Below are 14,525 nucleotides of genomic sequence, written 5' to 3' on the forward strand. Positions count from 1 at the left end.
AATTTCTTGACGGCAATTAGTCAATCTTGATGACTTCTGCCGGAATGTTATATTGCGTGATGATTTCACGTGTGAAACGGACGTGACCACGTGGCGCCATAAGATACAATTTGGCGCCTTTCATTCCTGCCAATTCGCTCAAAAGCTTCCATTTAGAAACACTTCCCCGAAGTTGGTCTGTTTTCATGGACACTTCCAGATAATGTCTGTTGAACATATTCACACCTGTAACATCCGGCGTGAATTTCTCATTATCAGCAGCTCTTTCGTATGATTTTGGTGTTTCAAAGCCTTCCATATTGGCCTGAATTTCCTTAAAACCATGAGCTTGTGCCCATTTTACAACAATGGGAATAAATGATTCCTTTTCCATAAATAACAATGAATGATTTCCTCCCCGACCGACGGGGAAACTCAACGTAAAATATTAAACTAAAACCTGAGAAGAGTGAAAGCGTCGTAACCTAAAATAGTCGCCAAACAAGCCACATTTCTTACCAATTGGGAAAACTACTACTTTTTCGTCAGACTACAAAATAAAATTCATTACATAGAGACTAATCTTCCAGTTCGTCCAGGAAAAAACGGTAAGCCCTCAACAATTCCTGATGCGTTTTGGTATTCTTCATATTTAACGCCAAATCAATACCTTTCTGATAAATAATCTCGGCTTTTTCATTTTTTTCCAGCCCTGCAAAAAAAGCTCCGGCGTTGTAATACGTTGCCAGATAGTCAGGATGACGTTCAAGAAGTGTATCAAAATACACCTCTGCCTTGCCAAGGTCAGACTTTTGATATTCCAGCGCAAGTGCATAGATATTGAAAGGATCGTCAGGGTCCTCCTCATAAAAAGCGATCAGATTTTCCAGCAGTGAGTTTTTCATTTTAATATTGTTATGCTTGCATACTATTTAAGTTTTTCTGTATATTCGCCACTATAAATTTATTCTAAAAAAAATTATAACGAACGATCGCATGTACTGCTTTGGAGGTTTAGAATTCATTCGAGGCCTAAATTAAAGTTATATACATTCATCAACTTCTAGCCTTATCATGAAAATACTCGTATGTATTACCAATGTGCCGGATACGACGGCTAAAATAACTTTTACCGATAATGACACCAAACTTAACAAAGCTGGTGTACAATTTATAATCGGACCATATGATGATTATGCACTTGCGCGGGCTGTCGAGCTGAAAGAGCAGCTTGGAGGATCGGTAACCGTTCTCCACGTAGGCGAAGCAGAAGCTGATCCCCAAATCCGTAAAGCCCTGGCAATCGGTGCGGATGATGCGATCCGGATTAATGCAGATCCTGTCGATTCATACTTTACCGCTGCTCAGATTGCTCATATTGCTTCTGAAAATAAATATGATCTTATTTTGATGGGACGCGAATCCATTGATTTTAATAGCGGCGTTGTGCATGGATTGGTTGGAGAAATGTTGGGAATACCCTCCTATTCGCCGGTCATGAAACTGGAAATCAGCGGTACGACCGCTACACTTGCGCGTGAAATTGATGGAGGGAAAGAAACTTTAACAGCGGAGTTACCACTTGTTCTTGGGTGTCAGGAGCCTATTTCTGAATGGAAGATTCCCAATATGCGTGGCATCATGACGGCCAGAACAAAACCGCTTGTTGTCGTGGAGCCTGTTTCTGTGGAAGAAATGACGATTCCCGAACAATATTCACTGCCAGCACCAAAAGGCGCCTGCAGGATGATCCCCGCATCGGAGGCCGAAACGCTGATTAAACTTCTGAGAACAGAAGCGAAAGTTATTTAAAAAAATATTGATTGGCCGGAAAGTTAGACTACGGTCAGAATTCTAAAATTGATCAAGATGTCAGTACTCATATTTGTTGAATTAGATAATGGATCGGTTAAAAAAACTTCGCTGGAAGCTGTCGCTTATGGCGCGGAAGTAGCAAAATTAACCGGTACCACAGCGACCGTTTTAGCACTTGGAGCAGCGGAAACTTCTGCCCTGGAACAAACAGGGAATTTCGGAGCAACGAAAGTTTTGCACGTTTCCGATGAAAAATTATCCCATGAAAACAGTCTTGCTTACGCGGATGTTTTGGCTCAGGCTGTTCAACAGGAAAACAGCAAAGTGATCATCATTTCCAAATCCGGATTGGGTGACGCTGTTGCCGCGCGCGCGTCGGCCAAACTGAAAGCCGGAATTGTTTCTGGCGTTACCGAATTGCCTGTCATAGACAATGGGTTCAGTGTGAAAAGAAGCATTTACACCGGCAAAGCATTTTCGACGGTTGAAGTCAAGTCAGATATAAAAATTCTGGTTGTCAAGAAAAACGCGATTGAAGCCTTAGAAGGCACGGGAATCGCTAAAATTGAGTCTTTCACTCCCACATTGCGTGATTCTGATTTCCTGGCATCCGTTGGCCAGATTGAAAAAGCAAGCTCGGAATTATCATTAACCGAAGCTGACATCATTGTTTCAGGAGGACGTGGTATGAAAGGGCCCGATAACTGGCAGCCACTTCTGGATTTCGCTCACGCGCTCGGTGCTGCAACAGGGTGCTCCAAACCGGTGTCCGATCTTGACTGGCGGCCGCATCATGAGCATATCGGACAGACCGGAATTAAAGTTGCCCCCAATCTATACATTGCCTGTGGTATTTCAGGAGCTATCCAGCATTTAGCAGGAGTTAACGGATCTAAATATATTGTGGTAATCAATAAAGACCCCGAAGCTCCCTTTTTCAAAGCCGCAGATTATGGAATTGTCGGCGATATTTTCGACGTTTTACCTAAGCTCACGAAGGCCGTTCAAGACCTCAAATGACGAATTGTTTTCAGTTATACCCTGCCTTGCATTTTTTTATGCAGGGCGGGTTTTTTATTTTTGCGTACTAAAACAATGGCCCGTTGTGGAATGTGTAAAATAAGACGTATTTTTATTGAGATAGCACCTTGATTAACAGTACTATTTCAATAAAACCATACTTAAAATACATAAGACCGGTCTTGTTTCCAAGTTGAAAAAATCTTAGTACCCATTGCGCAAAATCACCAGAACTGTTTGCAAAAACGTTGCGTTAGTCCATTAAAGTCCAAACGTGAAAAAAATTAAGTTAGAAATATTGGGGCTTTCCCCAAGCCAGTCTCAGGCCGGTTCCTTCGCTCTTGTGTTGGGTGAAGAATTAGGAAACCGTCGCCTTCCCATTATCATTGGCGTGTTCGAAGCGCAGGCAATTGCCGTACAAATTGAGAACATCGTCCCTAACCGGCCGATGACTCACGATTTATTTAAATCGTTTGCGGAAGGAATGAATTATACCTTGAAAGAAATCGTCATTTCTGATTTGAAAGAAGGTATTTTTTATGCTAAAATTGTTTGCAAAGACAGTCTGAGAGAGGTTGAAATTGATGCGCGTCCGTCCGATGCGATCGCAATTGGGTTGCGTTTCGATATCCCGATCTATACCTATGAAGCTATTCTTTCTGAGGCAGGAATTATTTCCAGTTCCATTTCTGAAGACGAAGACGAGGATGAAGAAGATGCAATCAAGGAAACTTTGCAGTCGCGGGGAAGTCTTACAGACCAGATGAGAGATCTTTCGTACGATGAACTCCAACGCATGCTGGACGATGCACTTACAAAAGAAGATTACGAAAAAGCGGCAAAAATCCGTGATGAAATGGGCCGCAGAAATTAATTTCGGCAGTTTTCTTTCGTTAAAAATAGTTAAGATTGTTGCTCCTGAGCCAGCAGTCTTATATTAATCATTAATTTTGCCATCAATACTTCATTCGAAAGTCTGAATAAAACCGGTTTGAGAAATATCCCTTTTTATGCCTAAAAAGAAAAAAATTGGCAGTTATCCCAATGCGATGATTGTTATGAGTCTGACGGCCGCATTATTCCTGATTGGATTTTGCGGACTTCTGGTAATTCAGTCTAAAAAACTGGTCTCCATTATACGCCAGAATATAGAAGTCAGAGTATTCATCGACAAAGAAGTAACCAAGGCGGGCCAGGATTCTATTTTGACCGTGCTGAAAACAAAACCTTATGTCTCTGCGGCAATAGAGACTCCAACCCCGATTACTTTCGTTTCAAAAGAAGAGGCTGCCAAAGAATTTATCGAAGGCACAAAGGAAGACTTCACCGCCTTTTTGGGAGAAAATCCATTACGTGACAGCTACCGCGTAAAAATTGGAGAAGACTATTTCGAAGAATCTAAATTACAGCAGATCAAAAAAGATATCGAAACCATCAAAGGTGTTTACGAGGTCGTTTATCAGGAAGATCTTGCTGACAACATCAACCGTAACGTGACAAAAATATATGCAGTCCTTGCAAGTTTTGCACTTATTATGTTGATAATTATTGTCCTTCTTGTAAACAATACGATTAAGCTGGCAATTTATTCTCAGCGTTTTCTGATCAGAAGTATGCAGCTGGTTGGTGCTACTAACGGTTTTATTCAGCGCCCTTATATCCTTCGCGGCGCAATGCAGGGAACAATCGGTGGTGTCCTGGCCGGCGGTCTGCTGATAGGTTTGCAGCAGGTAGCCGTCAGAAATGTCGAAGGTCTGGCAATGTTACAGGAATACGACAAAATCGTTATTCTGGTGGCAGTGGTTCTGGCGCTGGGAATCATGATCGGCATTGCAAGCACCTACCAATCCCTTGCGCGTTATCTTCGCATGGCACTGGATGATTTATATTAATCGAGTTAAAAAGATTATTGACTATCAACAATTAATTTATGAGCAACACAAAAAACAATCTTCCATTTGGAGCATCAAACTACAAAATGATGCTGATTGGATTAGCCGTAATTCTTGGCGGATTTTTAATTATGAGTCTAGATACCGAGGAATTTGGTTTTGGTTTGCTTGGGTTAACCGTTGGGCCTGTGATCGTAATCCTGGGTTTCATCATTGAGTTTTGGGCTATTTTACGTAAACCCGTTAATTCATGACCATCTGGCAGGCAATCATTTTAGCAATTGTTGAAGGAATCACAGAATTCCTACCCGTTTCTTCCACCGGACATATGATCATCGCATCCTCATTTATGGGGATCAGCCATCTGGAATTTACCAAAATGTTTACGGTTAATATTCAATTCGGAGCCATACTTTCGGTTGTTGTATTATACTGGAAACGTTTTTTCCAGTCCACAGACTTTTATTTCAAGCTTTTTGTCGCTTTCCTTCCGGCAGCGGTCCTTGGTTTTCTTCTGAATGACCTGATTGACTCGATGCTTGAAAATGTTATCGTTGTAGCGATTTCGCTTTTAGTAGGCGGTATTATTTTGTTGTTCATCGATCGTATCAACAATGACAATACGCGTGAAAGAGAAATATCCTATTTTGACGCTTTGAAAATTGGTTTTTTTCAATGTATCGCGATGATCCCAGGCGTTTCCCGCTCCGCATCGACAATTATTGGAGGTATGTTGCAGGGCCTTTCACGCAAACAAGCCGCTGAATTTTCTTTTTTTCTGGCGGTTCCAACGATGGCTGCGGCCGGTGGCTACAAACTTTTGAAAACATATGACACCATTCAGGCTTCTGATATCAAAACGTTATTAATCGGAAACTTAGTTGCGTTTGTCGTGGCGATGCTGGCAATAAAGTTTTTCATTAATTTCCTTACAAAATATGGCTTCAAAGTGTTCGGATATTACCGCATCATTTTGGGACTCATTCTTTTGGGACTTTTGGCATCCGGTTATAAACTTGATATTGTGTAAACTTGCGGGGAAGGCCGAGCGTATTTAATTTAGATAAAAATAGTTTGAGTAACGATACTACCATACCAGACGAAGGGGAAGTTCTGTTGATTGATAAACCTCTCAAATGGACGTCATTTGATGTTGTCAATAAAATAAAAAGAGCCTGTAAATATAACAAGATTGGTCATGCCGGGACTTTGGATCCTCTTGCCACCGGTTTGCTGATCTTGTGTACAGGAAAAAAAACCAAGATTATTGACACCTACCAGGCGCAGGAAAAAGAATATACCGGTACATTTGTTTTAGGAAAGACAACACCCTCTGTCGATCTGGAAACAGAGTTTGATGCGGAATATCCTGTCTCCCACATTTCCGCTGACCTCCTGGAATCTGTAAGAAAAACCTTCCTGGGCACCATCGAGCAGACTCCTCCGATTTATTCCGCCGTGAAAGTTGACGGTGAACGTCTTTACAAAAAAGCACGCCGAGGAGAAGTAGCTGAAATTAAAAAAAGAACGGTTGAAATTTCTCTTTTCGAAATTGACGCCACGAATTTTCCATCCATCGATTTTCGTATCATTTGTTCAAAAGGTACATATATTCGTAGTATTGTAAGAGATTTCGGTACGGCAGCAGAAAGCGGAGCGTATTTGAGCGTTCTTTGCCGCACAAGAATTGGCGCCTTTGAATTGAAAGATGCGCACAATCTGACCGAATTCATTTATCAAAAACGTGTTGAATTGAAGTTACCGGTTGACGAATGAATATATACCACAGCCTGGATTCCTTTGAAAGATTGGAATGTGCCGTAGTAACCAGTGGTACTTTTGACGGCCTGCATATTGGTCATAAAAAAATTCTTGCAAGACTAAAAGAAATCAGTAATCTGTCTGGCGGTGAGTCTGTTGTGCTGACTTTCTGGCCTCATCCCCGTATGGTAGTTTCGGAAGATAGCCAGGATTTGCAGCTGCTTTCGACCATTGAAGAAAAAATCGAGCTTTTTGCAGAAATGGGTGTTCAGCATCTTGCAATTATACCTTTCACCCGGGCATTTTCAGAGCTTTCCTCGGATGATTTCATCCGCCAGATTCTCGTTGACAAAATCGGCACCAAGAAACTGGTCATAGGTTATGATCATCGTTTTGGCAGAAACCGTGAAGGAAGTTTTGATTTTTTACAAAAAAATGCTTTCAGTTATGGGTTCGATGTCGAGGAAATACCTCGTCAGGATATAGAAGATCTGGCGATAAGCTCTTCCCGAATCCGACAATCCTTGTTGTCCGGAAATGTGGACGAAGCCATGCACTTATTAGGCCGGCCCTATTCGATCACAGGAGTCGTTGTTAAAGGAAAACAACTTGGAAGAACAATTGGATTTCCGACCGCAAATATACAGCTCAACGAATCCTACAAATTAATTCCTGCAAACGGAGTATATGTCATCAATGCCATTTATGAAGGAATCGCATACAGAGGAATGCTTAATATCGGCGTTCGCCCGACCGTGGATGGTACATTTCGTACAATCGAAGCAAATTTGTTTGATTTTGACAAAGAAATTTATGGTGAAGATCTGACGGTTGAATTGCTACATTACCTGAGAGCTGAACAAAAGTTTAACGGGCTGGATTCGCTGATTGAACAAATAAAAAAAGATAAAGAAAGTACCAATGAATTTTTTGAGCATCTGAATTCGTAGGTAAAAAAATACATATGATTAAAGGCCCCGAAGTAGAATCCATAAGTACTTCGGGGTTTTTCTTTCATCTTCTCTGTTTTAAAATTCATTTTTGATCTTAACCTTTCTTTTTGGTATAATTATAATGCTGAAAAGGAAAACATCAATTTGAATCATGAAGCAAATTTTTCATAAAATTCCATTCGTCATTTCCCTTCTTGCTGCTGTACATTGCCCTGCACAACAGACCAATTCGGTGCTGCTAAAAAATGTAACTTTAATAGATGGAACGGGATCGGAAGCGAGACGAAATATTGATATTCTCGTTCAGGACGGTAAAATCGCTGCTATTCAGACCACGATTAAAGATTCAAAAGCCCGACAGATTGATTTGACAGGAAAAACAATAATTCCTTCTTTAATCAGTGCCCACACACACATTGGTACACTAAAAGGAAAAACGTCGACCGCGGAAAACTACACCCGGCAGAATGTTTTAAGGCAATTAAAAAGATATCAGGATTTCGGAGTAAATACAATTCTGACGATGGGCACTGACCGACCTCTGATATTTAATGGATTTATCGATTCAACTCAGGCAGGTTTTCTTCCGGGTGCGAGATTGTATTCGGCTGGATATGGATTTAATACACCTGAAACATCCCCGGCTTCGTGGATGAATTTGTTACTCCGTCCAACTTCTGCCGATCAGGTGCCAGGATTGATGTCGGATTTAGCGAAAATAAAACCGGCTGTCGTTAAAATGTGGGTAGATGATCATGGAGGGAAGGCTGAAAAGATAAAGCCGGAGATTTACAAAGCTATCATCACAGAAGCCCATAAAAAAGGAATTCCTGTGGCTAGTCACTTGTACAATCTCGAAGATGCGCGCTCGCTGACTGAGTCCGGATTGGATATCATGGCCCATAGTATCCGGGATAAGGAAATTGACGCTGATCTTTTAAAACAAATGAAAGAGAAAGGCGTGGCATATATTCCAACGCTATCACTGGATGAGTTTGCCTACATTTATTCCCGTAAGCCGGAATGGGTAGAGGAACCGTTTTTCAAAGCCGCGCTGGAGCCGGGAGTCTATGACATGATCGTTTCACAGAACTATCAGGATCAGGTAAAAAACTCGCCTGATTTTGAAAGAAATATGAAAGGCTTCAACATCGCGCTGAAAAACGTCAAAAAAATTCATGATGCAGGTATTCTGGTTGCACTTGGAACAGATTCCGGTGCTTTTCCGATCCGTGCACAGGGATTTAGTGAACATTTGGAACTGGAATTATTAGTCCAGGCTGGATTGACTCCGATGCAGGCGATTACGACGGCAACAAAAAATGCAGCGACTGTTTTGAAGATTGACAAACAATATGGTACACTGGAAAAAGGTAAAGCGGCCGATTTTATTATCTTGACAGCAAGTCCTGAAAAAGAAATAAAAAACACCAGAAAAATCGAATCTGTCTGGAAAGATGGAAAAGAGGTAAGCAAAGGCCCTTTAAAATAGTGACCTAGTTAAAATCCTGTATCATGGAAAATAATCCCGAAACATATTTTTTTGAAGATGACGGAGAGATTCCCAATAGCAAATATCCGTTAATTATCTATAAAGCAGCTTTTTCTGAAAGAGGTGAATCTGGTGCAAAATGGCTTGAAAGTCATTTCGAATCTAATAACTGGAAAAATTCCTGGCGGAACGGAGTTTTTCATTACCACCATTACCATAGCATAACGCATGAAGTTTTAGGTGTTTTTGAAGGAACTGCTATGCTCCATTTAGGAGGTGAGGGTGGTGAAAAAATCCAGGTTACCGCAGGTGATATACTTGTGATTCCCGCAGGCGTCGGACATAAAAACCTCGGAGCTTCGAAAGATTTTGCCATTGTTGGCGCCTATCCCGATGCCATGGACTATGATCTGATGAAAGGCAATCCGGAGGAACGCCCAAAAGCCGATAATAATATTGCAAAAGTCCAATTCCCTGATCATGATCCCCTATTGGGCAAACATAACGGGATCATGAAAATCTGGAAAGAAATCAACTGACAAAAGATAAAAGGGGTTTTGCAGTAATAAGTTCTGCAAAACCCCTGAATCAGCATGATGAAATACTAAATTGTTACATCATGCTATCATTCATTAAAAATTAATACCCCGTATTCTGCTGCATGTAACCTGGAAGGTTCGACGCACCATCGATAGCTGTCTGCGGAATTGGGAAAATACGTTTGTGAACGTCATTGTTAGTTTTCTCCGTCCAGGTTCCTTCATATTTTCCAAAACGGATCATGTCTGTGCGGCGAAGCATTTCCCAGTATAATTCAAAACCTCTTTCGCGATATAATAAATCCAGATTCATGGAAGTGAGCGCCGGAGGTGGCGTTGTTGATGTCCTGGCAGCCCGCACTGTGTTCACATCTGCAAGGGCTGTGGCATCTCCTGCACTTTTACGTAATTTCGCTTCGGCGCGCATAAGGTAAACATCTGCCAGACGTAAAATTGAAATATCCGCTTCTCCTTTATTTCTACCAGTATCTGAAACGCGGCTGAATTCATATTTTTCAACACGATATCCTGCACTGTAGCCGCTTCCTGCTGTTGTAAAGTCGATTTTCTCAGTAAAATTAACAGGCAGATCACCACGGTTACGACTTAAATTTGTAAGTCTTCCTACTTTCAGTTTCCCATCCGGGCATCTCAAAAACACGCCGTTCACACGGATCGCGCCATACTGCTGTCCACGCAGAATTCCCCGATTGATTTTGTAATTAGCATCCGCAACGCAGCTGTCCGCAGGATTGCTATACCGTGACAAATTTTCCTGATAGAAACGCGGGTCACGTTTTGGATCTTCTGCTCCGTAAGCCTGAACCCATGTCTGATAAAAATCCGATGTAATTGCAGGACCGTCTGTTCCGTTTGCTGCTGGAAAAGCAGCCAAAGGAAACTGGTCACCTGCAAGCGAAAAATAAGCAAGACGATTGTGACCATTCAAATCAGGACGTTGATCTACTGCAAAAATTAATTCAGTATTGTCGTGATTTGTATTTCCAAAAATCGAGAAATAATCTGCTGATAATTTGTATTCCCCAGAATTAATGATCTTGTCAGTATATTCGATCACCTTATCCATATCAGTACTAGCGAAAGTAAACTGCGGAGCATAAATATTCTTATAGACAGCAGAATTTAAATAAAGTCTGGCCAAAAGACCCCAAACTGCTGCCTTGGTCAAACGTCCTGAGCCAACAGCTGCTCTGTTTTGAAGCATAGGCTCTACTGCGAGAAACTCTTTCTCAATATAAGCAACGGCTTCCGCTCCCCTCACGATCGTAGAAGTCGTTCCTGCATCTTCTTTAATAAATACAATCCCGAACAGATCAAGCATCATCATGGAATAATAGGCGCGCATCCCTCTTGCCTCAGCCAGATATAAAGCGGAATTTGCATCCTTAGCTGTCGATAGCGTAGTTATCGCGGTGATCGATCTGGAAATACTTTGCACGATTTGATCCCAGGTTCCCTTAATATTAGGATCAGTACTGGTAGAATTATGCGCGTGAAGTGCCAGATAAATACCGTTATCTCCCCAGTCTGTACCTCCGCGATAAGGCAAAATAGCTTCGTCCGTAGAGATTTCCTGCAAAGCGAAATAATTGGTATGCTTATGCAATTCTGGCAGAAGCGCGTAAACCGGAGCAATGAGACCATTTGCAGTCTGCTCATCGGTCAGCGTAGAACCGAGATTTTCGTCAAGTACTTGTTCTTTCAAATCGGTACAGGCGCTGTTGAACATCAGCAAGCCAGCAACCGTTAATAGTATAGGGAATTTCTTATTCATTGTCGTAAGATTAAAAACCAATATTTAAACCAAAGATTATCGTTCTAGCTTTCGGATAGCTTAGATAATCGATACCGTAAGATGTGATACCGTTGATCGATCTGTCGTTGTTCACTTCCGGATCGTATCCGTTATATTTCGTGGCTACGAACAAATTCTGGCCTGTTACAGAGATACGGATTGACTGAACCCAGTTATTAATACCCAGTGCGGTTGTATTGACGTTATACCCTAGCGCAAGGTTATTCAAGCGCAGGAATGAACCATTTTTAAGGAAACGCGTGGATACCGGAGCTGAGTTGGTAGTAGATTCTTCCGGTCTCGAAATAGCTTCCGGTGTAACATTGAGCCCCTTCGACAATCTTAATTTGTAAAAATTGGAGTTTGCTGTATTGTCATAAAGCTTGTTTCCGGCGACTCCGTTGAAGTTAGCTGTCAAATCGAAGCCTTTAAAACCAAAGTTTCCGCTGAAATTGTACATTTTTGTCGGAAGTGCCGATCCGGCAGCGATACGGTCTTTATCAGAAATAATTCCATCTCCGTCAACGTCTCTGAACTGGTTTATTCCTTTGTCATCAAACCCGATAAATTCTTTCAGGAAAAAAGTACCAATTGGTTCTCCGCTGATATATCCGTTGATTGTTGCAGAAGTAAGACCTGATCCCTGGGCAGAACCTGACGGAATTACTGAATACGGAGAGTTTTTAACCTTGTTTTTGATAAAGGTTATATTTCCTCCCAAACCGAAACGTATCCCGTTTGCCAGATTTTTACGGTAAGCAAGATCAATTTCCGTCCCTTGGTTGACAATTTTCATATTTTCAACGTTAGTCCAGAACGTACCAGCTGGTTGAACCGGATCGGCAGGAATTACTTCCAGAAGGATTTTTCCTGATGTTTTGCTGAAATAGTCAACAGAACCTGTCAAAGCGCCTTTGAAAAGAGCGAAATCGATTCCTAAATCTGTTTGGGAAGAAGTTTCCCACTGAATATTTGGATTGGCCAATCGGGCATACGTAGTTCCAGGAGGATAAGCACTTCCGTTGATAAGCGGATAACTTGTTTTGTCGGTAATTGTCGATGTAAACAAAGCCTGAGTAATCTTCGATGGAATTTCCTGATTACCCGTCTGTCCCCAACCAGCACGAAGTTTCAAATCTGTAAATGGCGACGACTTCATGAAATTTTCCTCAGAAAGCCTCCAGCCCAGAGAGAAGGATGGAAAAACACCATATTTGTTGTTTGCACCAAATTTAGAAGAGCCGTCAACACGCACGGTCGCTGTTACAAGATATTTATCTTTGAATGCATAGTTTACTCTCGAAAAGAATGACTGAAGTTCGTTCAAAGTTGCTTCCCCTGTTGGTCTGTTATTCACCATCGTAAGGTCCTGCCCTACGCCTGGATTGTATATTGGTTCAATACCTCCAACAGAAAATTTATTAATACTGTAAGCTCTTTTCTGCAATGATATTTTTTGATATGAATGTCCAATCAGTGCAGAAAAATTGTGGCTGTTTTTTTCCAGAGAGTACGTGATGTAGTTTTCAAGAAGTCGGTTGCTGTTTCTTACATCCCTCGTCTCCAAACGGCCATCCTGAAAAGGAACTTTATTTGCAAGAGATTGTAAATCCTGTGTTGAAGTAGAATTGTCAACGCCAAAATTCAATTTATAAACCAAACCTTTAATGATCGTTACAGACGGGGAGATATTTCCAATTACTCTGTTCGTCGTGGTCTGATCTTTCTCCAATGCCAGCGTGATCAATGGATTAGTACCATCCTGATACTGGAACGGAGCTCCGGTTTCATCATATGCCGGGTAGGTTGGATTTGCAGCGAGCGCTGCTCCGATCATCCCCTGGTTAGGTCTTAGATTTTTCGTGTTCGTCGCATTCAAATTTACATCAACGCTTACACGATCATTAAGCAACTTTTGATTTACATTAATTCTTCCGGTATATCTGTTCAAACTACTGTTCTTAATAATACCATCCTGTTTTTGCATCCCAAAAGAAGCATAATAGGTAGACTTCTCAGAACCTCCGCTCAGTGCAACGTTATGGTTTTGAGTAAAGGCAGTTCTTGAAATTTCTTTCTGCCAGTCAGTATCACCTTTTCCGTCGATAAATGTTCCTCCAAGCTTTGAAGCTTCCGTACGAAATTCGTCAGCAGAAAAGACATCCATCGGTCTCGCCATCTTTGAGATACCAAAACTGCCTGAATAATTAACGGTCGCCGCTCCTGATTTTCCACGTTTTGTCGTAATCAAAATTACTCCGTTTGCTCCGCGTGCACCATAAATTGCAGTTGCTGACGCATCCTTCAATACGTCTATGGATTCGATATCCTGAGGATTGATAAAACTTAAAGGGTTCGTTGCTCCTCCGGTACTGCTGTTGTCCAATGCAAGACCATCAACTACAAACAGAGGTGTACTTCCCGTGCGAACTCCACCCGGACCGCGAACGGTTATACTTACAGTTCCTCCAGGCTCACCGGTTGCCGATGTTACGTTTACCCCAGCTACTTTTCCTTGAAAAAGTTGCTCGGGAGAGTTAATGATACCGGTATTAAATTCACCGCTTTTAAGTGATTTTACAGAACCCGTGATATCTTTCTTAGTAGTACTTCCATAACCTACGACTACCACTTCATTTAAATCAGCAGCCGATTCTTTTAAAGTAATGTTAAGAGATCCGCTGTTTGAATCGGTTAAAAGAAATTCTGCAACAGATTGTTTTTCAAAGCCGATATAGCTAAAATCGATTTTATATTTTTTTCCTGCCTCTAAACTGCTGAATGTAAACTCACCATTTTCGTTTGTTGTAGTACCTTGTTTGTTGCTTCCATCAACTCCGGAAATGACAACCGTTACTCCGGGAAGTCCTTCGTTTTTTGCTGTAACAACTTTTCCACGAAGCGGAATGTCTTTCAATGCCTTTACAGACAAATGAGATTTTTGCCGCACCTTCGCAGAGAAGCCAGTCTCCGCGTTTGCATCCAGTCCGAACATGGCCGTGACGGACAAAAAACAACAGCAGATCCCTCTTTTGCTGACTAATAGAGTTTGTCTCATAATGTGGATTATTAGTTTTTAAGATAGTAAATAAATTATTCAGGAAGGAATTGATACTCGTCGAGCAGCGAATTTTTCAAAATTACAAATTGTATTATTGATATAAAAAATATAAAATACCTCACAGCTTCATGCAAACGTTTGAAATTCTCTGCAAACGTTTGAAATAAATTAGGTATACCGAAATAATGCAATCGGAA

Annotated in this window: 14 protein-coding genes; 10 read left to right on the forward strand and 4 right to left on the reverse strand. The window is 41.4% G+C overall.

What is annotated here, in order from left to right; all coding sequences use genetic code 11:
- Positions 1 to 16 precede the first annotated feature (16 nt).
- On the reverse strand, positions 17 to 373 hold the full coding sequence (locus BMY70_RS13975; RefSeq protein ID WP_090335811.1) for a hypothetical protein: 357 nt from the start codon (positions 371 to 373) through the stop codon (positions 17 to 19).
- Between the two features lie 184 nt (positions 374 to 557).
- On the reverse strand, positions 558 to 884 hold the full coding sequence (locus BMY70_RS13980) for an enzyme of heme biosynthesis (protein ID WP_090335812.1): 327 nt from the start codon (positions 882 to 884) through the stop codon (positions 558 to 560).
- A 169-nt stretch (positions 885 to 1,053) separates the two neighbouring features.
- On the opposite strand from BMY70_RS13980, the gene BMY70_RS13985 reads away from it, so the two are divergent.
- The 10 genes from BMY70_RS13985 (at position 1,054) to BMY70_RS14030 (ending at position 9,451) form a co-directional block, all read left to right on the forward strand.
- Positions 1,054 to 1,791, forward strand: a complete 738-nt coding sequence (locus BMY70_RS13985; protein ID WP_090335813.1) for an electron transfer flavoprotein subunit beta/FixA family protein — start codon at positions 1,054 to 1,056, stop codon at positions 1,789 to 1,791.
- A gap of 57 nt (positions 1,792 to 1,848) precedes the next feature.
- Complete coding sequence (locus BMY70_RS13990) at positions 1,849 to 2,814, forward strand: electron transfer flavoprotein subunit alpha/FixB family protein (protein ID WP_090335814.1); 966 nt, start codon at positions 1,849 to 1,851, stop codon at positions 2,812 to 2,814.
- Between the two features lie 274 nt (positions 2,815 to 3,088).
- The gene (locus tag BMY70_RS13995) at positions 3,089 to 3,688 is read left to right on the forward strand and encodes a bifunctional nuclease family protein (RefSeq protein WP_090335815.1); all 600 of its coding nucleotides are present in this window, start codon (positions 3,089 to 3,091) and stop codon (positions 3,686 to 3,688) included.
- A gap of 136 nt (positions 3,689 to 3,824) precedes the next feature.
- Positions 3,825 to 4,706, forward strand: a complete 882-nt coding sequence (locus BMY70_RS14000) for a cell division protein FtsX (protein ID WP_090335816.1) — start codon at positions 3,825 to 3,827, stop codon at positions 4,704 to 4,706.
- 38 nt (positions 4,707 to 4,744) lie between these two features.
- The gene (locus BMY70_RS14005; RefSeq protein ID WP_090335817.1) at positions 4,745 to 4,960 is read left to right on the forward strand and encodes a DUF3098 domain-containing protein; all 216 of its coding nucleotides are present in this window, start codon (positions 4,745 to 4,747) and stop codon (positions 4,958 to 4,960) included.
- Positions 4,957 to 5,736 (forward strand): undecaprenyl-diphosphate phosphatase, encoded by a 780-nt coding sequence (locus BMY70_RS14010; RefSeq protein ID WP_090335818.1) that lies wholly within the window; start codon positions 4,957 to 4,959, stop codon positions 5,734 to 5,736. Before BMY70_RS14005 ends, BMY70_RS14010 begins: the two co-directional genes overlap by 4 nt.
- A gap of 44 nt (positions 5,737 to 5,780) precedes the next feature.
- Positions 5,781 to 6,482, forward strand: coding sequence for a tRNA pseudouridine(55) synthase TruB (truB, locus tag BMY70_RS14015; RefSeq protein ID WP_229209608.1), 702 nt, complete (start codon positions 5,781 to 5,783; stop codon positions 6,480 to 6,482).
- Positions 6,479 to 7,417, forward strand: a complete 939-nt coding sequence (locus tag BMY70_RS14020; protein ID WP_090335819.1) for a bifunctional riboflavin kinase/FAD synthetase — start codon at positions 6,479 to 6,481, stop codon at positions 7,415 to 7,417. Before truB ends, BMY70_RS14020 begins: the two co-directional genes overlap by 4 nt.
- Positions 7,418 to 7,571: 154 nt before the next feature.
- Positions 7,572 to 8,912: an amidohydrolase family protein gene (locus BMY70_RS14025; protein ID WP_090335820.1), complete on the forward strand. Its 1,341-nt coding sequence runs from the start codon at positions 7,572 to 7,574 to the stop codon at positions 8,910 to 8,912.
- Between the two features lie 23 nt (positions 8,913 to 8,935).
- Positions 8,936 to 9,451: a cupin domain-containing protein gene (locus BMY70_RS14030; protein ID WP_090335821.1), complete on the forward strand. Its 516-nt coding sequence runs from the start codon at positions 8,936 to 8,938 to the stop codon at positions 9,449 to 9,451.
- 100 nt (positions 9,452 to 9,551) lie between these two features.
- Here the strand turns inward: BMY70_RS14030 and BMY70_RS14035 are convergent, their stop codons facing one another.
- Together BMY70_RS14035 and BMY70_RS14040 are read right to left on the reverse strand one after the other, a co-directional pair.
- Positions 9,552 to 11,246: a RagB/SusD family nutrient uptake outer membrane protein gene (locus tag BMY70_RS14035; protein WP_090335822.1), complete on the reverse strand. Its 1,695-nt coding sequence runs from the start codon at positions 11,244 to 11,246 to the stop codon at positions 9,552 to 9,554.
- 10 nt (positions 11,247 to 11,256) lie between these two features.
- Entirely contained in the window at positions 11,257 to 14,325 is a 3,069-nt protein-coding gene (locus BMY70_RS14040) for a SusC/RagA family TonB-linked outer membrane protein (RefSeq protein ID WP_374754706.1), read from the reverse strand.
- Positions 14,326 to 14,525: the final 200 nt, after the last annotated feature.

It is taken from the genome of Dyadobacter koreensis (assembly GCF_900108855.1).
In the GTDB taxonomy this organism is placed as follows: domain Bacteria; phylum Bacteroidota; class Bacteroidia; order Cytophagales; family Spirosomataceae; genus Dyadobacter; species Dyadobacter koreensis.